This is a genomic window from Megasphaera hexanoica (genome assembly GCF_043520715.1).
Taxonomy (GTDB): domain Bacteria; phylum Bacillota; class Negativicutes; order Veillonellales; family Megasphaeraceae; genus Megasphaera; species Megasphaera hexanoica.
The window spans coordinates 1,410,898-1,431,149 of the sequence record NZ_CP171361.1; the positions used below are offsets into that span (position 1 = coordinate 1,410,898).

The 20,252-nt window shown below is 49.6% G+C and carries 24 protein-coding genes; 22 read left to right on the forward strand and 2 right to left on the reverse strand.

Going from position 1 to position 20,252, the window contains the following annotated elements; genetic code table 11:
• The first annotated feature begins 167 nt into the window (after nt 1-167).
• The 15 genes from ACGTIC_RS07040 to ACGTIC_RS07110 all read left to right on the forward strand — a co-directional run bounded on the left by ACGTIC_RS07040 (nt 168) and on the right by ACGTIC_RS07110 (nt 15,103).
• The gene (locus ACGTIC_RS07040; RefSeq protein WP_113856111.1) at nt 168-446 is read left to right on the forward strand and encodes a hypothetical protein; all 279 of its coding nucleotides are present in this window, start codon (nt 168-170) and stop codon (nt 444-446) included.
• The gene (locus tag ACGTIC_RS07045; protein WP_113856110.1) at nt 439-768 is read left to right on the forward strand and encodes a hypothetical protein; all 330 of its coding nucleotides are present in this window, start codon (nt 439-441) and stop codon (nt 766-768) included. Before ACGTIC_RS07040 ends, ACGTIC_RS07045 begins: the two co-directional genes overlap by 8 nt.
• An 85-nt stretch (nt 769-853) precedes the next feature.
• Nucleotides 854-1,342, forward strand: a complete 489-nt coding sequence (locus ACGTIC_RS07050) for a helix-turn-helix domain-containing protein (protein WP_113856109.1) — start codon at nt 854-856, stop codon at nt 1,340-1,342.
• 78 nt (nt 1,343-1,420) lie between these two features.
• Nucleotides 1,421-2,959, forward strand: coding sequence for a hypothetical protein (locus tag ACGTIC_RS07055; RefSeq protein WP_113856108.1), 1,539 nt, complete (start codon nt 1,421-1,423; stop codon nt 2,957-2,959).
• A gap of 117 nt (nt 2,960-3,076) precedes the next feature.
• A complete protein-coding gene (locus tag ACGTIC_RS07060) occupies nt 3,077-5,293 on the forward strand; it encodes a hypothetical protein (RefSeq protein WP_113856107.1) in 2,217 nt (738 codons plus the stop codon).
• Nucleotides 5,283-5,549 (forward strand): hypothetical protein, encoded by a 267-nt coding sequence (locus ACGTIC_RS07065; RefSeq protein WP_113856106.1) that lies wholly within the window; start codon nt 5,283-5,285, stop codon nt 5,547-5,549. Before ACGTIC_RS07060 ends, ACGTIC_RS07065 begins: the two co-directional genes overlap by 11 nt.
• A gap of 3 nt (nt 5,550-5,552) precedes the next feature.
• Nucleotides 5,553-6,731: a hypothetical protein gene (locus ACGTIC_RS07070; RefSeq protein WP_113856105.1), complete on the forward strand. Its 1,179-nt coding sequence runs from the start codon at nt 5,553-5,555 to the stop codon at nt 6,729-6,731.
• Nucleotides 6,732-6,746: 15 nt separating this feature from the next.
• On the forward strand, nt 6,747-7,943 hold the full coding sequence (locus ACGTIC_RS07075) for a DUF5309 family protein (RefSeq protein ID WP_113856104.1): 1,197 nt from the start codon (nt 6,747-6,749) through the stop codon (nt 7,941-7,943).
• A 57-nt stretch (nt 7,944-8,000) separates the two neighbouring features.
• Nucleotides 8,001-8,339, forward strand: coding sequence for a hypothetical protein (locus tag ACGTIC_RS07080; RefSeq protein ID WP_113856103.1), 339 nt, complete (start codon nt 8,001-8,003; stop codon nt 8,337-8,339).
• Nucleotides 8,336-8,986 (forward strand): hypothetical protein, encoded by a 651-nt coding sequence (locus ACGTIC_RS07085; RefSeq protein WP_113856102.1) that lies wholly within the window; start codon nt 8,336-8,338, stop codon nt 8,984-8,986. The genes ACGTIC_RS07080 and ACGTIC_RS07085 overlap by 4 nt, the downstream gene beginning before the upstream one ends.
• 11 nt (nt 8,987-8,997) lie before the next feature.
• The gene (locus tag ACGTIC_RS07090; RefSeq protein WP_113856101.1) at nt 8,998-9,465 is read left to right on the forward strand and encodes a hypothetical protein; all 468 of its coding nucleotides are present in this window, start codon (nt 8,998-9,000) and stop codon (nt 9,463-9,465) included.
• Nucleotides 9,466-9,469: 4 nt separating this feature from the next.
• A complete protein-coding gene (locus tag ACGTIC_RS07095; RefSeq protein ID WP_113856100.1) occupies nt 9,470-11,323 on the forward strand; it encodes a hypothetical protein in 1,854 nt (617 codons plus the stop codon).
• A gap of 5 nt (nt 11,324-11,328) precedes the next feature.
• Nucleotides 11,329-11,772, forward strand: a complete 444-nt coding sequence (locus ACGTIC_RS07100) for a hypothetical protein (protein ID WP_113856099.1) — start codon at nt 11,329-11,331, stop codon at nt 11,770-11,772.
• A gap of 120 nt (nt 11,773-11,892) precedes the next feature.
• On the forward strand, nt 11,893-14,241 hold the full coding sequence (locus ACGTIC_RS07105; protein WP_162816268.1) for a hypothetical protein: 2,349 nt from the start codon (nt 11,893-11,895) through the stop codon (nt 14,239-14,241).
• Nucleotide 14,242: 1 nt separating this feature from the next.
• On the forward strand, nt 14,243-15,103 hold the full coding sequence (locus ACGTIC_RS07110) for a phage baseplate protein (protein ID WP_113856097.1): 861 nt from the start codon (nt 14,243-14,245) through the stop codon (nt 15,101-15,103).
• Here ACGTIC_RS07110 and ACGTIC_RS07115 read toward each other — a convergent pair.
• Nucleotides 15,100-15,330, reverse strand: coding sequence for a hypothetical protein (locus ACGTIC_RS07115; protein WP_162816267.1), 231 nt, complete (start codon nt 15,328-15,330; stop codon nt 15,100-15,102). The two genes, ACGTIC_RS07110 and ACGTIC_RS07115, sit on opposite strands and share 4 nt — an antisense overlap.
• 105 nt (nt 15,331-15,435) lie before the next feature.
• Here ACGTIC_RS07115 and ACGTIC_RS07120 point away from each other — a divergent pair, with 105 nt between their 5' ends.
• Nucleotides 15,436-16,107, forward strand: coding sequence for a phage baseplate protein (locus ACGTIC_RS07120; RefSeq protein ID WP_113856096.1), 672 nt, complete (start codon nt 15,436-15,438; stop codon nt 16,105-16,107).
• A 364-nt stretch (nt 16,108-16,471) separates the two neighbouring features.
• On the opposite strand, the gene ACGTIC_RS07125 is transcribed toward ACGTIC_RS07120, so the two are convergent.
• Nucleotides 16,472-16,621, reverse strand: coding sequence for a hypothetical protein (locus ACGTIC_RS07125; protein WP_162816178.1), 150 nt, complete (start codon nt 16,619-16,621; stop codon nt 16,472-16,474).
• Between the two features lie 33 nt (nt 16,622-16,654).
• On the opposite strand from ACGTIC_RS07125, the gene ACGTIC_RS07130 reads away from it, so the two are divergent.
• The 6 genes from ACGTIC_RS07130 (at nt 16,655) to ACGTIC_RS07155 (ending at nt 20,251) form a co-directional block, all read left to right on the forward strand.
• Nucleotides 16,655-16,945 (forward strand): hypothetical protein, encoded by a 291-nt coding sequence (locus ACGTIC_RS07130; protein ID WP_113856095.1) that lies wholly within the window; start codon nt 16,655-16,657, stop codon nt 16,943-16,945.
• Nucleotides 16,945-17,301: a hypothetical protein gene (locus ACGTIC_RS07135; RefSeq protein WP_257536530.1), complete on the forward strand. Its 357-nt coding sequence runs from the start codon at nt 16,945-16,947 to the stop codon at nt 17,299-17,301. The genes ACGTIC_RS07130 and ACGTIC_RS07135 overlap by 1 nt, the downstream gene beginning before the upstream one ends.
• Before the next feature lie 6 nt (nt 17,302-17,307).
• Nucleotides 17,308-17,901, forward strand: a complete 594-nt coding sequence (locus ACGTIC_RS07140; RefSeq protein WP_113856094.1) for a GH25 family lysozyme — start codon at nt 17,308-17,310, stop codon at nt 17,899-17,901.
• A 15-nt stretch (nt 17,902-17,916) separates the two neighbouring features.
• Entirely contained in the window at nt 17,917-18,354 is a 438-nt protein-coding gene (locus ACGTIC_RS07145) for a hypothetical protein (protein WP_162816266.1), read from the forward strand.
• Between the two features lie 74 nt (nt 18,355-18,428).
• A complete protein-coding gene (locus ACGTIC_RS07150) occupies nt 18,429-19,787 on the forward strand; it encodes a hypothetical protein (protein WP_113856092.1) in 1,359 nt (452 codons plus the stop codon).
• Entirely contained in the window at nt 19,784-20,251 is a 468-nt protein-coding gene (locus ACGTIC_RS07155; protein WP_113856091.1) for a hypothetical protein, read from the forward strand. Before ACGTIC_RS07150 ends, ACGTIC_RS07155 begins: the two co-directional genes overlap by 4 nt.
• Nucleotide 20,252 lies beyond the last annotated feature (1 nt).

Sequence of the window (20,252 nt, forward strand, 5' to 3'; positions counted from 1 at the left end):
TATTTTGCTTATTTTAAAAATAACTCATCTCTGCATATGATAGAATAATAGTGTGAAATGTAGGGCGTTACAGCGCCCAGCCTCCAAAAACTACATAGACAGTGCCCCGGGGATACCTTCATGCATAGCCGCGTGTCCGGGGTATTTGTCGTATACGGGAGATTGCGATGGAAGACAGGATACCGACAGCACAGGACCAGCGACAACTGACAGCGTTAAGTTTATATGATCATGTGCATCATGCGATGTATACCGCCGCTAAAACCGGTGCAAGCACTGTAAAGTATCACCTTCCTGCCGGCTACGGGGCAATGGAAGTAAAAGGACTCATATCTTTCCTCCGGTATCGGGGCTATTACGTTCGGCACTGGCACGGTACTGATGAACTGGAAGTATCCTGGGAACTGGGAAGAGCAGTAAGGGAGGCACTTGATAACGATGATTGACAGTGTACGCATTGGTAGTATTACATATCCTGTCAGTGAGACGGCAGAGCCTATCATAGTAGATAATGCTGTATGCTACGGGGCAATAGACTATGTAAAGCCACTCATACAGATAAACGCGAATTGTGGGGCACACAAACCGGCAACGCTGATGCATGAGATTATGCACGGCATTGTAAACGAGTATCGGATTGAAGACGTACCAGCGGGAGACGAGAAAGCAATCGACCTGATTGCAAAAGGGATACTCAATGTATTGATAGACAATCCCCGGTTAATTGAGCAAGTAACGAATTACAAAGTTAGCAAACAGCAGGTATAAATATATGCAAGGCCTTGTTATCGGCGCTTAAATCGCCATACAGGGCCTTATTTTTTTAAGTATTTGATGAAATGGCGGTGATACAGTGGCAAAAGGTAAATATCATGAGTGGTTGACAAAAGAAGGGCTGCTACGACTGCAGGGATGGGCCAGGGACGGACTGACCGATGAGCAGATAGCGACTAATATGGGTATTAACGTTGCTACACTGTATCGCTGGGAAAATGAGTTTTGCGACATTCGCAATGCCTTAAAGGACGGTAAAGAGGTCGTAGACAGGCAGGTAGAGAACGCGCTTCTCAAATCCGCCCTGGGGTATATGTACGATGAAGTCACAGAAGAACGCCGGGACGACGAACTGGTCGTAACGAAAGTCGTACACAAAGAAGTACAGCCCAACACGACGGCTCAAATATTCTGGCTGAAAAACCGCAAACGGGCTGAATGGCGTGATCGCGTGGAAAACGCAATAACAGGGGCAGACGGCGGGGCAGTCAAAGTCGAAACGCTGACAGAATCTGACGTAGATAAGCGCATCAAAGAGCTTGAAAGCAAGTTGAAAGATACGAAATAGGCCATTGGTAAGTTAATGGTAAGTGATTGGTAAGTAATATTTATGCAAAGTCAGCTGGCTTGAGTCGGGGTTGATAGTATGAAAGCAACAAAAAGAGTGAATAAACCTATCAAAACGAGTCTAAAAGAGAAAATCGAGCTAATGCAGTTGATGGAATGGAAACTCTGGAAGAAAGACCCGACAGCATTTATAAACGATTGCTGTTATACAGTCAATGAAGCGAAGAGCGGGGCAGTAGAGCATTTTCCGAAACTTGATTATCTTGCACGAGTCGATGAAATCATACATCACGAGCAGGTAGCGGCATTCCCGAAGAGCCGACGCATGATGATGACATGGCGGTGCCTGGCTAATCTCCTGCATTACGCCATGTTCGGGAAAAACTTGTCGATATTCGTGCAGTCTAAGAAGTACGACGATAGCGCGTATTTGCTGGGAGACAGCCGGCTTATGTTTCTGTATGAGCATCTTCCAAAAACACACGAATGGCCGGTAGTAGAGAGAAAGACACGCTCAAAGATGGGCTACGACTACATCAAATTCAGCAATGGCGTCGAACTGAGAGCCGTTGCAGAAGGGGCCGACCAGCTCCGCCAGTACACTGCCTCTGTCGTATACTGCACAGAAATGGCGTTCTGGGACTTTGCACAAGCGACATGGAACTCCCTCCGGCCAACCATTGAAGGTGGCGGACGTATCTTCATTGACTCATCAGCGAATCCTGGCTTTTTCTGTCAGCTAGTGACCGGCCAGCTAAACGAGGGCGAACCGGACGAAGAGCAGGAACCGCACGACGTACTGGAAGGCGTACACGAATACCGGAGAAACGGTGTGTACATTGCACGGATACACTACACTGCAGACCCCAACAAACGCAGTGAAGAATGGAAAGAGCATGAAAAGAAGGGCACGACTACGGAAGGTTGGGAACGTGAGTACGAAATCAACTGGACTGTCAGCGCTGAACCGAAGTACTACCCGGAATTCGACTATCAACGCCATGTAGCTCTGGAAGAGCTGCACCCGATAGAAGGCAGACCGCTCATTTTGTCGTTTGACTACGGGCTTACCCCTGCAACGATCATTGCACAGACAACGGCGAAAGGGCAGTTGCTCATCTTATCCGAATTGCAGTCCTGGGATTGTGGGATGCTGGCCCATGGCCGGGCGGTACAAGCTGAACTACAGACGTTTTACAGCGGATACAGCTATAGCGCAGTCGGGGACCCGGCAGGGAATCAGCGAGCACAGAGCGATGAAAAGACCGCGAACGAAATATTGCGTGACCGGTACGGTATTACCGTCGAGCCAGGCGAACTCACACAAACCGGGCGCAGTGAAGCAGTCAGATACTACTTGACGACACTCACACCGGACGGCAAGCCGCTCTTACAGCTGGACCCACGCTGTCAGATGCTCATCGAGGCGTTTACAGGCGGTTATCATCGTAAAGTCGTAGCCGGGCGCACACTGGACGAGCCGGAAAAGAACGAATACAGCCATCTGATGGACTGTTTAGCGTACTTATGCGCAAAGCTATACCGGGACAATACGTCCATGGCAGATAAGTGGAAGGCACTCACAAGAGGGAAAATGCATCGGGCAGGATACATGTAACCGGGATAGCTGGCAGGCTGTCCCCAATCATGGCAGTAACCGGGGACCGCTCCGCACACTGCCACCATTCGGCGCCATGGGCGCTTTTTTATTGCCCTAAAATAAGGAGTTGATGTGATGGACGATATTAATAACAGCCTGTCGTCAGCACAGGATGTAGGCGGGCTTTTCGGCCGGGACGCACCGCCACAGATGAGCCTGACAGACTGGCTCACACAGCAGGCAGAGCCGCAGGAAAAGACGGTATCACTCGATACACTCAAGCCGGAAGAAACCGAAAAGATTACAGAGAGTGTAAGAGAAGGCCGGGAAATTGCTAAGAAATACTACGAGGGCGAAGTCGAACCACGGCTTATACACCGCGAACAGCTCCGAAAAGGTGACCAGAAGCTTTACAAGCATAAGTTTGAGAACTTATCGAAAAAGAGTAAGTTCGTCAGCATGGACTTCAATAACATCATTGAGTGGATGAAACCGAGCTTAGTAGAAGTCTTCACGGGCAATGAATCGCCGGTAACGATCGCTGGCAGTACTATCCAGAACGACGACACAGCGACGAAGATACAGCAACTCATTGAGTACCAGCTGATGCGGAAGAACAACTACACGAGCATGGTTACGGATGTAGTGGATGAAGCCCTGGGAACGAATTTAGGCGTTGCAAAGGTATGGTGGAAGCGTGAAGAAGACCGGACACGGTACAAGATGATGCTTGACATCAACGATCTGCAGAGCGCAGAGATGCTCACGCAGGCAACGATGACCGGCGAAATCGAGGTACAGAGCGTAAAGCCACTGAAAGATGCACCAGATTTGTATGAAATCCAATTCGACCGGGTAAAAGTCACAGCAAACTACCCGGTAGTGCAGTATGTACCGCCCACGGAACTACGCTTTACGCCGGAAGCTGGCTCACTACAGCAATGCAAGTTTGTCGCACACCGCAAGATTGTAAAAGGCGACTACTTAAAGCGCAAAGAGCAGGACGGGACGTATCAGAACGTAGACGAAGCACTGAAAGCCGCCGGGGACACACACTTCACGGATGCGGATAAGTACATCAATCCACAGCTTGATGAAGGCGGGATGCGGCCGACAGACAATGACGCGGCGTCTAAAGACGTCGAACTGTATGAATGCTATATAGACGTTGACTATAACAATGACGGCATATACGAGCATTTGATAGTACATTGTGTCGGCGATGTACTACTCTCTGTACAGACGAACGAATTTGACATAGCTCCTTTTTTTGCAATAGGTGGAGTTCGGGAAAAACGGCGTATTTTTGCCGATAGCGCTCTTGCAGAACAGGTAGAGGGCCTGCAGGACCTGAAGACCGCACTAATCCGTCAAATCGTCATCAACGTTGCGAAGAACAACGACCAACAGAAGTTTGTAGATGTCACAGCGATTGGGGATATAGACGCACTGCTGAACGGCGACGAATATGTCCCGATTAAAGGGGACCCGAACCAGGCCATTGCAAATGCGCCGCAAGCTAACCTTTCGCCACTTACGATGGACGTAGTCAACTACGCTGAAAGCGAACTGGAAAACCGTACCGGCAGTACAAAGTATAATCAAGGCCTTGATGCTAACAGCCTTAATAGTACGGCTACAGGGATAACGGCAATTCTGGGGCAGGCAGATAAAAGAATCCGTCTGATCGCCCGCCTTTTCGCTGAAAACTGGATAGTACCAATGATACGGTTCATCATCCTGCTAAACAAGAAGTACGGTGAACAGGTCCAGACGTTCCGATTTAAAGACAAGGAAGTAAGCATATCAAGCGACGACCTCGATATAGACTACGACCTAGTTATCAACGTTGGCAACGGCGCCGGGACAAAAGAAGCCCGGATACAGAGCTACATGTTACTGCTCAGTCAGGTATATCCGGTACTATCACAAGCGGGAGTCGCTACTCCCAAGAGCTATTACGCCGCCGGTACGGCACTGCTGGAAGAAATGGGACTCAAGAATACGCAGGGAATACTGCTGGACCCGGATTCGCCGGAAGCGCAACAGCAACAGCAACAAACGGCACAGCAGGAACTGCAGATAGCTGCTATGAAAGACCAGGCGGACCTGCAGAAGCAATTGACGTTGAAACAAGCCGACTACGCAGGGAAGACGCAGGTAGCGAAGATACCGAGTTTGCGGCTTAACTTTGACAATCTCCCACTTGCTACGCAGATGCAGATTATCAACAATGCTACAGCCGGCACAACGACGATACAAGACGTCGTACAGCACTATATGAACCAGAACCAACAGAGTCAGCCGCCTGTACAGCCGCCACAGCAGGGAGTGACACCGAATGGATTATAGGACACTCAACGACAAAGACAGGGAGATACGGCTGGCTAAAACACTCGAAAGAGGGCAGAGGGCGGACGATCTAAAAGAGTTCATAGACGAATTTTTAAAAGATGAAGAACGCACAGCATTAGAGCGGCTTAATACCCGGGAAGATAGCGACGATATCCAGCGGGACTATCAAGCCGCCCTACGTGTATATGCCTACATCAATCAAATCATAGCTACGGCTAAGAGCCGCCGGCACAAGTTACAGGAAGGAGAATAAGACGTGTTTACATTTGATATGCAGTTGTTTGGAGAGGGAGCAAATGATGCAACCACAGCAACGACCAACGAAAACGTCGCGGGCACCTCCCAGGAAACCACGACGGCAACAGAGCCGGCCACAGAACCGGCACAGGATACAACAGCCCGATACCTCGTTACAGACCCCCAGACGGGCCGGAAACGGATTGTAAGCGAAGCCCCGGCAGAACCACAGAAGCCGGAAGCACAGGCACCGCAGGAGCCGACACCGGCACAAGAACCGGTACAGGAGCCAACCCCGGCGGAACCGCAGGAAGACAAACCGGAAACCAACACTACGGAACCAGCGGAACCAACGACGGAAGAAAAGCCGGAAGAAAAACCGCTGATACAGACCGGGCCTTATACGCTGGATGAGCTGAACGCGGCGATCAACAGCAATACCGTTGATGAATCGCGGATACCGGTACAGTACCAGTTACAGTATCAGCAGTTCAGACAGCAACAGGCCCAGCGGGCACAGCAGTTACAGGCTCAACAGGCACAGTTACAACAGCAGGCCCAACAGGCCCAGCAGGAACAGATGAAAAAGATGTTTACAGACATCGAAACAGCGGCCGAAAATCAGGCCCGGCAGGTAACTGGGGTCAGTCAACAGGACCTTGAAACAGCGGATTACTCCGATGACGCACAGCTGAAACAGCGTGTAGAGATGTACAACACGGCGAAACAATACTATCAGCAACAACTCATTGGAGCCATCCAGAGCCAGCAACAGCAGGCCCAGCAGGCCAAGACCCAGCAGAACGCTATTTACCAGAGCATTGCCGAGTTCGTTGCGGATAAGTCGCAGACGGAAAAGCATTTTCAAGAAATCAATCAAATGATGACCACTCATTACCAGAACATGCCGTTCAAAGACGCCGCCGCGGTATCAGATGCTATACAGGCGCTCAATGCGGGAAAAATCAACGAACAGCAGTGCAAGGTGCTGGAAAGCTATTACAACGTCACCCGGGCCGCATACTACGCAAAAGCCAACGATCTGACGAAACAGCCGAAGAAAGTACCGGTACCGAAGGTCGAAGGGCCGGGAACGGGGGCAACAGAACCGCCAAAACCGTTTGATTTCAGCAAATTAAGAGACATGACAGAACGCGAACGCCGTGCCGCACTGTCTAGATACTGGCACGGCAGATAAAGGAGAGATGAATAGATGGCAGATGTAACCAGAAATTTAAACAAATCCGCTAACCAGTCGTTTACGTACGACGCCATCGGGCATGCAGAAGACCTCAGCCCGATTCTGACTAATATTACCCCGGAAGTAACGCTGTTTTACTCTAAATTCGGCAACACGAAACCGGCAACGGAAACAACCTTCTCGTGGATGACGAAAGGCCTCAGACCGCCTCAGACAAACGCTCATCTCGAATACGAAAAGTACGAATTCGAACCGGTCGGCTCTATCGAAGGGCTGTCCAATAACGTACAGTTCTTCCAGAACTCCGGACTCGTATCGGACGTACAGAATGAAGTCGTAAAGGCCTACAACAACGAACACGGCACCGACCTTGATGACGCCAAATTCGACGCTTATAAATACCAGGCGCAGGACATTGAATACATGCTCGTCAACGGCGAAAAGAAAGTAGATGGAACAAAGACAGTGGCACCGCTGTCCGGCGGCATTCCGTATTTCATGTCTATGAATACGATTGACGTAACCGTATCGTCTACAGATGGCACCGTTACCGCCTCTACAGACCCGAAATTGGATACCGGCGATATCGTGTACTTTGTCGCTAAAACGATGCCGACCGGCCTCAAAAAAGGCCTGTACTACTATGTACGTGTCGATGCATCGGACCCGAAGAAACTGACGCTGTTCGATACACAGAAAGGCGCAGTCGAAAATATTGCTGACAAGCAGGTAAAACCGACAGCCGCAGGCACGTCTGTACAGCTCGTTGCGAACAACATCATTTCCCTCGGCGGCTCTGCTGATTTCACGCTGGATGATATCAACAACGCGATGGAAATGGCATTCAAACGTGGCGGCAATCCGACGGAAGCATTCATGTCTTCAAGCAAATTCCGTAAATTCTCGGACCTCGTACTGGCCCAGACAACCACCTACCGTAAATCTGGTGAAAAGAAAGCCGCAATGGTGGCAACGATCTATCAGGGAGCATTTGGCGTAGTCAATGCTAATATTCACCGCCTCTACCCGGACGAACGTGTCGATATCCTCGACATGCAGTACTGGGATATGCGGTATCTGTCCCGCCCGCACGAAGTCACGAACCTCGGCAAAGACGGAACATATGAAAAGTTTGTTATCGAAACCCGCGTCGGCCTGCAGGGCACACAGCCGAAAGCGTCCTGCTCTATCGTCGATATCCAACGCTGAATTTCATAAAGGGATACGGGGATGCTCGTATCCCTTATTTAGTAAGGTGGTGACAATATGATCACGAAGCAGAGATTGTTTAAAGACGGCGACAATATCGTATTGCGTAACACCGTAGATTGTTCGGAAGCGATTGATGCGGCACGGATGGCGAACGAAGCAGATAACGGCGGTTGGTTCGGTGACAAGAACGAACGGATGCAACTGATGGGATACATCCCACCTGAATTCTGGACGTTTGACCCATGGCTGATTGCCGCACGACGGGCACAGCAGGAAGGCGATATGCGTACCTACATGAAAGACATGAAAGCCTTTTTTCGTACGCATACGGCCTTTAAAGTCAATCATAAGCGCACGATGTGGCGCGGTACCGGGGCGGTGTTGCTGGGATGATTACCGTACAGGAATTAAAGAATCTCATCCGCTATAAGCTCAAAGACAACAACGAAGTCCAGTACAGCGACTATGACATTATACAAGCTATCAATGAGGTGTTACGCTACGTCAATCAGTATTACATCAATAGCGATTTCCTTGAAAAAGTTCAGCACTACCGGCAGGACGACATGAACCGGGAAATAGACGAATACAACGCAAGCCTTACACCGGACCCAGGGGACGAAACGACGACGCCGACACCTAAAGAGCATATCGACATGATGATGACAGGCGTAGAACTCCCGGAAGATTTCCTCACGATCGTACGTATCGTAGACGGCCATGGCCGGGACCTGCATCCATGTGACGCCATTCGTCCGCCACGATGGGACGAGTACAAGATACTCCAGAATCGTTTGTATGCCGGCGTGAAAGACGTTGACATGCTGTATAATGCCGGATTTATGAGCGTATCAGCACTTACGGACAGTATCGAACTGCCGTTCGTATTCAAGGACGCACTGGCAAAGCTGACCTGCACGGTATTGCAGAACAATCCGGATACGGATGTTATGAGCAGTGCCGTTGATGATGCGCTGGCCAACGTCGTGCCTCTACGGAAATACACCAACATGGAAAAACGGATGCCGTTTTACTGTTAGGGGGTGACGGAATGAAAGTAGACACAGCCATTACACGGATACAGCAGGAAACGCATGATATCAGCAGTGAATACAGCCGTGAACGGTGCATCCAGTTCCTCAATACGGCAACACAACAGGTAGCGGGGCTTCTTATTGGGGCCAAATGGCCGGTACTGGTGCAGGAAACGACCATCCAGGACGGTGATTCCATTCCGCACAACTACCTGAACGCATGCGGCACCTATCCGCTGTCTATGACGGCAGGGAAAGCACATATCACGGACTCGGCGTATACATCGGTTAAATTCCGGTATTTTGCCACTCCCGATTTACTGGACAACGCCTCGACCGACATGCCGTTTGAACACGATGCAATCAATGATGTCATCGTCAAATCGGCGGTATTGCTTGCGCTCAACGAGAACGAATACGATATTTCAGCCGATACGAATATCGTGAACGCCTTACAGCAGGCTATCAGTGCAGGAATGAGTTGATGCTATGGCAGACCTGAACAAAAAAATACTGACAATGCCGGACCTGCCGAACACCATACAGGGCGACGGCAGATACTTCCTGTCGCTGATGCGGAAATACCTGAAGTCCGTTAATGAACAGGTCAATGTAGCGAATGGCTTCACGGCGGACGATGTAGACGCCAGCACCAAAGGAGACTTCCCCATGCCGAAGAACTTCACGTTGACGTTCGACCGGCTGGGCGGGGTACTGAACTGGGATGCGGTAGATGACGACAGCCTTGCCTACTACGAACTGCGGACAGACGCTAATATTGGGGCCGGGTATGGACTGCTGGAAAAGACGACGGCTACGTCAAGCACGATACTGCCACAGACTGCCAGTGGCAAGATATATCTGTTCGCCGTCAGCAAGGACGGGAAAGTATCGAACGGAAGGACCATTTCCTACAACAAACGCCGGCCGGCGGCACCGTCTGACATTTCCCTCACGAAGAACAATGAAGGCACACTGATTACTTTCCTTGAAATACCGTCTAACTGCATCGGGGCTAACCTGTACATAGACGGTATCAAGTACCAGACCGTCGATAACGTCTATTTATATCCCAAGTCGAATATCAAGGAAATATACATTGCCTATTACGACCAGTTCGGCGAAGGGGAACGGGCATACCTTTCCTGCTATGTGCCGGATGTAACCGGCTTCTGGGTAGAAAAGAACGGGGCCAACCTGTATTTCTATTGGGATGCACTGAATATCTACAATATCAAGTACGTCGTAAAAGTCGGACAGACGCGGGACTGGGAACAGGGAATAGAGATATTCCGGTCAAAGGTCAACAAATACCGCTATATCCGGCCAAATGAAGGCGACTGTTATTTCATGATTAAAGCCGTGGACGATCACGACAATTATTCCGTCAATGCTACGTGGTATCTCCTGTCAGCCGACCCGGAAATCAATAAAAACGTCATCCTTGACTATAACCAGAAGGACGTTGGCTACAGTGGAATCAAGACGAATATGTACTATGATTCGGCCATGGGCGGGCTGAGACTGGAAAAGACATCCTTTAACGGCGAGTACCTGATGGGCATTACACTGCCCCAGACGATACGGGCGCGGAACTGGATAGACTGCAAGATAAATGCCGTTACATCCAGCAGTATAGCCGTAAAAGACATGGATTTTGCCGTAGAGTCATACGAAGCACAGCGTGTACTGGTATGCGGCATCCTCGGCGACCTCGACGGCGTAGAGCTGCAGAAACAGATTGCCCGGTACACTGGCAAAACAACGGATATCATCCATGCCGTGACAGACGGTACCAGTGCTATATCAAGTGGCAGTATCCGGGAGGAACGGAACACATCGTTTTCCCAGGTACGTTGGAACAAAGGCGTACTCATCACCGATACGACACAGCTGGAATATAACGTAAATATCCCGGATACATTCTCCATCGGCTTCTGGTTCAAGAAGAACGATGTACTGAACGACTGTATCATCATGGAACTATGGGGCACGAAGCCGAACGGCCGTGATTATATGGCCGTGAAGGACATGACATTTGCCGTCAATTCCTACGATGCACAGCATTTAAGTGCTGACGGGATATTCTTCAATATCATACTGGTAATCGGGTATGACAAGCGTCTGGACTCGTTCTACGTACGGGACAGCGTACACAATAGGATATTGTATCTACAGTTACAGACAACTGAACGTGACTGGCTGTTTTTCGGACTCTCCCAGAGTTCTGATAAACGGCTATTTTTTATACACGAATTTAATCTAAATACGGAAAAACGTCTGCAGGTATTCATGAACCCGTGCAGTTCATTCGACCGTATGTATTTGAATCCGAAGGAGTAGAGCATATGAATAAAGACGAAATGAAAATCAAAGGCGCGCTGAATGTCGTCATCCACCATGCAAACGGCGACGTGGAAACGCGGCGCAAAGATAATCTCATCCTGAATGCTGGCTTTGACTTCATATGTGCCGCGATTGCCAATCCGACCCGTCCCGACCTGATGGGCTTTACAGCCGTCGGCACAGGGACAACAGCCGTAGCTGCTACACAGACAGGCCTTACCACGGAAATTAAGCGCAAATCAGCAAGCTACGCACACACATCCGGCACGAAGGTATTTACACTGACAACGACATTCGCCGCCGGTGAAGCTACAGGAGCCATTACAGAAGCCGGTATCTGCAATGCCGCTTCCGGTGGCACGTTCCTCGATCGCGTCGTATTCGACGTTATCAACAAGGCCGCCGACGATACCATGACAACGACCTTCCAGTTCACCTTGTCGTAACGGCCTATGGTTGATATTGCCAAAACATTCACGCTGTACAAGCTTGCAGACACAACATTTACCCTGTCTGACTCACGGGCAGACAGGACGTTGGATGTTTTTGGCAAGACGGCATTCGGCGTGAACGAAACAGCAACGATATACCTGACAGAGGAATACGGCAGACGCCATGCAACGCCGACGTTCATCCTTGATATCTTCCTGCGCTATTACCGCGTTAACAACCTGACGGAGCCGGTAGCAGATATCACAACCCCGGTAAACGAACTGTATCACTATGTATACGGAGCGACGCCACTTGAAACCGTACATACGGCAGAGAAACAGCTGCGAAAGCTCACGATACCGCTGAAAGATACAGTCGCATTCCGGGAAACCTACTGGGACAACGTATTGTTCGTTATGCGGGTACTTGAAAGTGTGAAGGTCCGGGACCTGAAGAAGGCCGGACTACAGCAGGGAAGCCGTAACGAACGACTACGGATAACCGATGACCGCAAAACATCGGTACACAGCGTATATAAGCAGGCGTTAAAGGCGTCTGAAATGACGTATAAGGAACTTTCTGTACCGAAACGGGAAAGTATACACGCTGTCTCCAAAACGGGGCTTAAAACGCAATGGAAGCGAAATCCGGCAGAACAGGCCCGTATCAGTGATAAGGAAACGGCCCGGACGAAGAAAGTCACGGCGGAAGAAATGGCAATGAAGGAGCGGCCCATAAAGGCGGTATTCATCAATCCGTGTGAAGTCGTGATTCTCGTCGATTCTATTACGGCGTCCTTCAACTGGTTCCGGACAGTACAGGAAACCCTGTCCATTGCCGACAGACAGATAAAGGCCATCGGCGCACGGCGTAAGGAAACGCTGGCAGTGAAGGACAGGCCGTATAAATCCGTCAAGGCAAAAAAGAGTGAAACGTTTGCTATTGCCGGCCGGTATGGTGGCAATCCTGGGAAGGTAGCGGCTGAACGGCTGAGGCTTTCAGACCGGCAGACGAAGAAACTGACGGCAGTACGCAAGGATGCAATCCATGTAAAGCCGGTGCTTGCAAAGGCCCTGCGTCGTTCATTCCGGGCGGCGATTAAAGCCATAGATGGATATGCCAGCCATGCGAAACCGCTCTATAGCGACCGTGTGAAGCTGACGGACGGGGAAAAGAACATGCTGGCCATCGTCCGTAAGGAAATGATGCATATCACGGAAATATACTGGGATAACGTGTTGTTCCTCATTCATATCACGGAGAACATACGCACAACGGACGCACTGCAAAAGGCCATGTCGGCACAGATGCGCGATTCGTTCCGGTTCCTCGACTGGCTCAGTAAATGCCCGGGGCTGAATAAACGGGACAGCGTGGATATCGCCGAAGGAGAGCGGCGGAAGATAGAGCACGTACTCTATGACAGCCTGACCCTGTTGGACGGACTGCGCCGGGATATGCGCCATATCGTCAGTGAAAAGCTCAAAGGCATGGATGCGCTGTCCCGGTATCTGATGCGGCCCATGCAGGAAGGCCTGGCCGTTTCTGATGGTATAGGTAAATACGTGAAAAGACCGTTACGCGATGAGATAAGCATCATAGACGGCTCCAGACGGTCCGTAACCAGTTTGCAGAGTGAATATATATCGGCACTGGATACAGCCGTTAAAAAGGCCATCAGCGTACAAAATGAGCATATCTACATCGATGACGGCTTCAAAAGGATGTGGCGTGCTATCAAAGAGTTCAGAGAAGAATTGCAGGCCATCGACGCAATGCACCGGGATATCTACCATACGCAGGATGAACGGATTGCGGTTGCCGATAAAATCCTGATTGCAACGGAAAAGAGCCTGAAAGAAGCCATGGAAACGGAAGAGTCATTCAACCGGACAGCGGCATTCAAGCGTGGGTTCCGTGATTTGGTATCCGTAGGAGACGGGCTTATCCGGGATATGGGGAAAAGCTCGGCGGAAGATATCGCCATCTATGACGCATTCGTCCGGGCCAGCAATGCATATATCGAGTCGATACAGGTATACAGCGACGTGAAAGACGCGGCAGGGTTTTCAGCTATGGCCGATACGCCGCCGATGTACGAAGCGTTCACTGACTTCAACGTCGGCGATTATGAGTACGAAAAGGCACTTATGAGACTCTGCGTTATCAGTAACGCAACACATTCACAGCCGTTACTGTACGACGTATCACCGCATGTCGATATCGACGATACCGACGATAAAGGGCAGGTAGAGATTACCGATACGACAGCGGCGACGAAAGTTTATTACAACAAGCATTATTATAACGCCCCAGAAGTCAACGCCATGGTAAAAGGCAGTACGGGCACGACGACGCCGGTTCCGAACATCCTAGCGACCGACGGCAACGACGACAAGGGACGGTATTTTGAAATCGAATTACTGAATAGTTCCGGCAACCGCACAACGGGTATCGTCTCGTGGGTTGCGAAAGGATGGTAATATGCAGGAATTTAACAAACTAGCGACAACGGAAGCTGTTAATGTGTACCTGCCGAAATTGGATAATAACGTACAGTCCGTTGCCAGTAACTTCAGCGGAACGTCATTCCCGACAAGCAATCTGCTGGTGGGGATGGTATGTACCCGGACAGATGACAATAACAACCGCTATCAGCTCATCAGCGACAACCCGGTTACGTGGCAGCTCCTGCCGTCTAAATCCTATGTAGATGGTGCAGTAAGCGATGCGGTAGGTAAAATCACTACGTATACAGGCGCAACGTCAACGTCAAACGGTACAGGCGGACTCGTCCCGGAACCGACAAAGGGCCAGCAGGATACCTACTACCTGTCAGCAGACGGCACCTGGAAACAGGTACAACAGCGGACGATAAAGCAGGTCATTGATATCGTGCATCCTGTTGGCAGTATCTGGGAAACCACAACAACCGACGACCCCAATGTCTTATGGTCCGGTACGACATGGGTTCAGATGGACGCAGGCCGTGTATTAGTATCGGCTGGCACGTATACGGAAAATGGCACGAAGTATACCTATAACCTTGGTGATAAGGGCGGGGAAGCAAAGCATCAACTCACCACCGGGGAGCTTGCTAAGCATAGCCATTCAATGACATCCAACGGGGACCACTATCACTTAATTTCGAGGAATCAAGATATTAGTAGTGAACATGTTACTGGCCCTGGTCCTGATACAGTGGGCGATTTTGATAACCAAAACATATTAAAAACATCAACGAGTGGCAATCACACACACAATATATCGTCAGTAGGCGGCAATGAATCACACGAAAACCGCCAGCCCTATCAAGTGGTTGCCAGGTGGTACAGAACTGCTTAAGCCGTTCTCTTCCAACGGTTAATGACTGTATAAGGCATCCTGTTTTCATGGGCCTGATTATTGCCGGCGGTTGATATCGTAGCACTATGACCATGAGATGCCGCAATGTGCAGATTACGCCCCATATAGTTACTTTTATCGCTACCACCATCCGCTCTATAAGCATTATATGTATTTTCTAATTGCACAATACCTCCGCCATCACGATGACCTGGACCACCATTCATATATGTGTTTTCCGTAGATAAATACCCGTCTAAATTAGCCGTAGAGATTGAAATGTTGTGGTTGTGGTTAGCAAGTTCCCCGGTGGATAGAAAGGAGTTGATATATTGCAGACTTATTCTGTTGACCTTACCAAAACAGTGAAAGACATTATCCCGGCGATGCAGTCCGCTATGGATTCCACCGCCAGTAATTTCAGTGGTACGACCGCTCCAACGCCTAAATTCGTCGGCCAGCAGTACTATGATACCGCTAATAAAAAGCTGTATATCTGCACTGCCATTGCTGATGACGGCACAGGTACATGGACGGATATATTCAGCGATATGATTGCCGCCGCAAAGAAAGAAGCGCTATCAGAAGCACATCCAGTAGGAAGCTATTATTTCAGCGATAAGCCTACTAACCCCGGCACACTGTTCGGGGGCACCTGGGAAGCCCTCCCAGCGGGCTACGGGCTGGTAGCACAAGGCACGGCCACGGCGGAAGATGGCAGTACGCTCACATTTACAGCTGGACAGAAGTCTGGCGAATTCAAGCACCAACTCTCTGTCTGGGAACTGGCTAGTCACCAGCATGAGATAATTACACATACTTCTGGCGGCCAATCTACTACCGACCATAAGTGGACTGCTTCGATTGCTAACGTGGCAGATAATACTGTTGTAGACATATCTAGTGGCTTGGTAACCGCCGGAACATCTATATCTGGTAACAGTGAGTATCACAACAACGTATCTCCCGTCATGGCAGCCTATCTATGGAAGCGCACTGCGTAGCTGTCGGAGAAATGCCTAGCCATAATCACGAGACCAATGAAGACGCCCCAGGGCTTTTTGAAGGCTGGGGGTCCAAATCACAAGACGGCTGGGTTACAGCGGCAAGGCAAAACAATAATGGTGGGACATACCGAACGGCGTACGCAGGTGGTAATCAGTATCACAATAACGTCGCCCCATGTATAGCAGCTTATGTTTGGCAACGTACCGCCTAGCTGTCGGGGAGTTAGCACAACATACACACGCACAATACGTTATTTTTCCGCGTCGTATCGGCTATACGGGTACAGCGTTCTCGCATCTCTAGGTGGTATAGACGGGAGAACGTTAAATCAGCAGAATCAAGGACGGATGGTGATTTATTCTAATCGACAAGCCATGCAAGAGCCTTTTCAAAGGTAGACTCGAATTTCAGATATTTCTGTCTGCCGTTCACTGTTTTACGCACGGCATACGGTTTCCGCCTGTTGCCGGGCAGTTTAGTAATACTACCATAGCCATTTGGTAATTTCATCGTATCAAGTCCTTTCTGTAAGGGAGGTAATTTATGATTGAGCAAATTGCTACAACACTTATCATCACGCTTCTGTCATCGGCAGGGGCGTATTTTTTTGGATTATACAGGGCCTCGGCGACTGTTCAACGAGGGGTGCAGGCCGTTCTACGATATGACATGCTGATGGCGTACAGTGAATTTAAGGAGAAGGGATGCACGGTATCAGAGAAGCAGAATTTCTGTAATATGTACGAGTGCTATCACAAACTCGGGAAGAACGGCGTAATGGACGCCATCTACAAAAAGGTCATAGATATGCCGGAACTGAAAGGTGATGACTGATGAAGAATAGAATCATCAAGTTCGGCAAATGGGCCGAAAAGAACTGGCTGTCACTGGTAATTGTACTAGGTGTGACGATGATGATATTTTTATATTTCGTCATGATAAGCTGGCTCATCGGCTACTGGGCAAACGCCCTGTACGGGATGCACTTTGAATTGTCGTCCTGTCTGGCAGGTATCGGGGCCAGTATCACAGGCCTTGGCGGTGTTATCGGTCTGGGTAAAGCATGTTGGACAAAATACGGATATGACAGCCGTTACAATACGCCGGCAGGGACAATGCCTAAAGTACCGGAAACAGCCGTTAAAACGGCAAATACGGTAGAAAAAGTAGTAAGTAAACTGAAAGGGTGATTTGAAATGAAAGTATTCGATATCTCCGATTTCCAGCCTGATGACAGAGTTGGCCAACTGGTAGCACAGGGGGCAGAAGGTATCATCCTTAAACTCGGGGAAACACTGCACGGGACACCGACTCTTGATAGCAAATTCATCCAGTTCGTGAATGATGTCGTTGCCGCCGGGCTTCCCTATGGTATCTATTATGTCAGCCATGCACGGGATATGGCGGAATTCATGGAAGAAGCGAAGTTCATCAATGACCAGGTGTATAACCTGCTCGGCGGACAGGAGCCGGAACTCGGCACATGGTGGGATATGGAAATAGGGCCTGTATGCCGGGATGACGTATGGCCACAGCTACGGGATGCAATCGGGACTATGCAATCATGGTGGAACAACAGCCAGAAGATTGGCATCTATGCACAGTACAGCTATTTCAATCAGTTCATTGATTTGGCCGAACTGGCTCAGTATCAAATCCCTGTCTGGGTGGCCCAGTACGGCTATTTTGAAAACAGCCTGAAAGCGGAACATCCGGAACTTCATCACGTCGCATGGCAGTTCACGACTCACGACGAAACGCAGGACGAAAACGAGTGGTATGGATTCTAACAGGAGGTGATCTCTTTGTCTTATCTGCCGCAATTAAAAGAGGAGGTCGGTACACTTGCTAAAAATCCGAAAGTACGTATTGCTATTGCTGTTATCCTTGTTTGCCTTGTGTTTGCCAGCGGCTGGTTATTGTGCCGATACTACGACCACACAGCCGCCGCAGACGGTGCAGATGTCACTCGAACAGTACAATCAGTTAAAGATGATAATCAACGGGCAAGAGATAGCATTGGGACAGCTTCAGAGCAAATTAGACAGGCTGGACAGCAACTCGACAATGTTACAGACTCAATTGACGCAGGCCAAAGAACAGTTGATGAAAACAAAGCAATCATTGACGACAGCCGACAGCTCATTGAGTCAAGCAAACGAAGTCTTAAAACAGCAGAGTCAATCCTTAGAGACATTGACAGAGCAAATCAAATCCGCGGAACACAAACAAGCCGTGACTAAACGACAGCGTGATATGTGGGCCGGGGCGGCTGGAATTCTGCTGATTGGCTGCATCGTGAAATAGGAGCGTTGAAATGAGACGAGCAAACAAGCATCAATCACAAACGATATCATTTACGGGTCTTGTGGGCGGCGTCAACATATCCATGGCACCGGAGCAGATAGATGCAACGGAACTGCAGGAAGCACAGAATTTCATTTATGCGCGTGATAGCAAGCGTCTCACAGGCCGTAACGGTCTGGGGACGCTCTATACACTGCCGGGAAATGAAAACATCCGGGATATGTGGTACGACGTAGACACCAACGTATTGATGTACTTCACGAACCAGTACAAGGCCTATCGGTACGTCGTGGGGCAGGCACCTGTATATATCGGTGACCTGGAAGGCTCAGACATTCCCATGTGTGCAAAATTCATGGATAAGATATGGATCGCGAGCGGTGGAAAACTGCAATACTACGATTACACGCAAAACGGACAGCTGACAGTTGTCCCAGACAGCCCGACATGCAACATCGTATTTCAGCGGTTCTCACGGATAGCGGTATCCATGAACGGGACAGACGGCTTTTACCTGTCCGGCGTCGGCGATGGTACCGACTGGTCAGAAGACACGAACCGGGCCGATAAGGAACAGTGGTTGGATGTTGGATATGGTGACAGCGGGGATATAGCTGCTATCGTACCACTGGCAACGGATATCGTATTCATTAAGTCTAACGGAAAGATATATCAGCTCACCGGGGACGCAGAACCGACCGACTGGCAGGTAACGGAAATAGCAAACAATACCGATATCGCAGGGACGAGATGCGCAGTCAATATCGGCAGTTCGGTTATTTTCCTGTCTATCCGGGGCCTGAAGACGTTATCAGCAGTCATGGAATATGGGAACATCCAGTCGGCTGATATCGGCGATAAATTCAACGGATTACTGACGGACGGCATGTATGAACCGCAGTTCTACCACCTGCAACGGCATAACATGATACTCATACGGCCAACCAGTGACTACCGGTATTATGTAGCCTATAACTACCTTCTGGGCAGTGCTACGACGATACGGTTCGCTGTTCCGGTCGATGCGATATGCGAAACGGCGTCGATGATTCTGGCGGCCGGGAACGGAAAGATATACGCATGGGACAGCCAGTATCTTGATGACGACGGGCTGAAGATAGACTACATCCTGAAGCCGAAGGCCGTCATAGGGGCAGAACAAATATTGCTGAAAAGCGTCGATACGAAGTTCACCGCCGATTACGCCGGGAAAGCGGAAATCATAGATGGCAGTCTGGATGTAGAGATACCCACGGCGTCACGGAATAAGTTCCGGTGCAATCATTCTACGGACTGTCTCGACATCACCGTAAAATCAAACGATCGCTTCACCGTTGACCATATTAATCTGGAGGTGGCTGAATTATGACGGACCGAAGGGAACTGCTGGGATGGATACAGGAATACGAAAAACGGACAGGGGACAAATTCCAGGCACTGCCGGGATTCACATTATGGTATCTGCCGGACCGGGGATTCTGCCAGTGGAAACCCATGGACAAAAACAAAACCATTTTGTGCTGGAGCTTATGCCATGATGCAAAATTCTGGCGTGACGCACTGGAATGCGTTGCCCTTCAGTTCGGCTACGACCGGATAATGACCGTATGCATCCTGCCGATAAAGGCATATATCCGGTACTGGGGATGGAAGATAGAACAGGACTTTGTAAAGGATGACGGACTGCACCGGTATATTTGCTCAGACAAACAGGGCCGGGAAGTCGTCATTACGCCAAAATGCGTATTTAAAGACGGTTCAGTGAATTATTTTGTAACAAATGAACTCAGGCGAAAATATAAGCCGTGGAAGAACGCAGATGAAAGGGAGTGAT

Bases quoted from the DNA above. Each gene is read 5' to 3' on its own strand.
- ACGTIC_RS07100 (WP_113856099.1), top strand. From the start codon at position 11,329: ATGAATAAAGACGAAATGAAAATCAAAGGCGCGCTGAATGTCGTCATC.
- ACGTIC_RS07075 (WP_113856104.1), top strand. From the start codon at position 6,747: ATGGCAGATGTAACCAGAAATTTAAACAAATCCGCTAACCAGTCGTTT.
- ACGTIC_RS07115 (WP_162816267.1), bottom strand. From the start codon at position 15,330: ATGAATGGTGGTCCAGGTCATCGTGATGGCGGAGGTATTGTGCAATTA.
- ACGTIC_RS07080 (WP_113856103.1), top strand. From the start codon at position 8,001: ATGATCACGAAGCAGAGATTGTTTAAAGACGGCGACAATATCGTATTG.
- ACGTIC_RS07095 (WP_113856100.1), top strand. From the start codon at position 9,470: ATGGCAGACCTGAACAAAAAAATACTGACAATGCCGGACCTGCCGAAC.
- ACGTIC_RS07055 (WP_113856108.1), top strand. From the start codon at position 1,421: ATGAAAGCAACAAAAAGAGTGAATAAACCTATCAAAACGAGTCTAAAA.
- ACGTIC_RS07085 (WP_113856102.1), top strand. From the start codon at position 8,336: ATGATTACCGTACAGGAATTAAAGAATCTCATCCGCTATAAGCTCAAA.
- ACGTIC_RS07110 (WP_113856097.1), top strand. From the start codon at position 14,243: ATGCAGGAATTTAACAAACTAGCGACAACGGAAGCTGTTAATGTGTAC.
- ACGTIC_RS07060 (WP_113856107.1), top strand. From the start codon at position 3,077: ATGGACGATATTAATAACAGCCTGTCGTCAGCACAGGATGTAGGCGGG.
- ACGTIC_RS07155 (WP_113856091.1), top strand. From the start codon at position 19,784: ATGACGGACCGAAGGGAACTGCTGGGATGGATACAGGAATACGAAAAA.
- ACGTIC_RS07135 (WP_257536530.1), top strand. From the start codon at position 16,945: ATGAAGAATAGAATCATCAAGTTCGGCAAATGGGCCGAAAAGAACTGG.
- ACGTIC_RS07090 (WP_113856101.1), top strand. From the start codon at position 8,998: ATGAAAGTAGACACAGCCATTACACGGATACAGCAGGAAACGCATGAT.
- ACGTIC_RS07130 (WP_113856095.1), top strand. From the start codon at position 16,655: ATGATTGAGCAAATTGCTACAACACTTATCATCACGCTTCTGTCATCG.
- ACGTIC_RS07045 (WP_113856110.1), top strand. From the start codon at position 439: ATGATTGACAGTGTACGCATTGGTAGTATTACATATCCTGTCAGTGAG.
- ACGTIC_RS07065 (WP_113856106.1), top strand. From the start codon at position 5,283: ATGGATTATAGGACACTCAACGACAAAGACAGGGAGATACGGCTGGCT.
- ACGTIC_RS07040 (WP_113856111.1), top strand. From the start codon at position 168: ATGGAAGACAGGATACCGACAGCACAGGACCAGCGACAACTGACAGCG.
- ACGTIC_RS07150 (WP_113856092.1), top strand. From the start codon at position 18,429: ATGAGACGAGCAAACAAGCATCAATCACAAACGATATCATTTACGGGT.
- ACGTIC_RS07140 (WP_113856094.1), top strand. From the start codon at position 17,308: ATGAAAGTATTCGATATCTCCGATTTCCAGCCTGATGACAGAGTTGGC.
- ACGTIC_RS07125 (WP_162816178.1), bottom strand. From the start codon at position 16,621: ATGAAATTACCAAATGGCTATGGTAGTATTACTAAACTGCCCGGCAAC.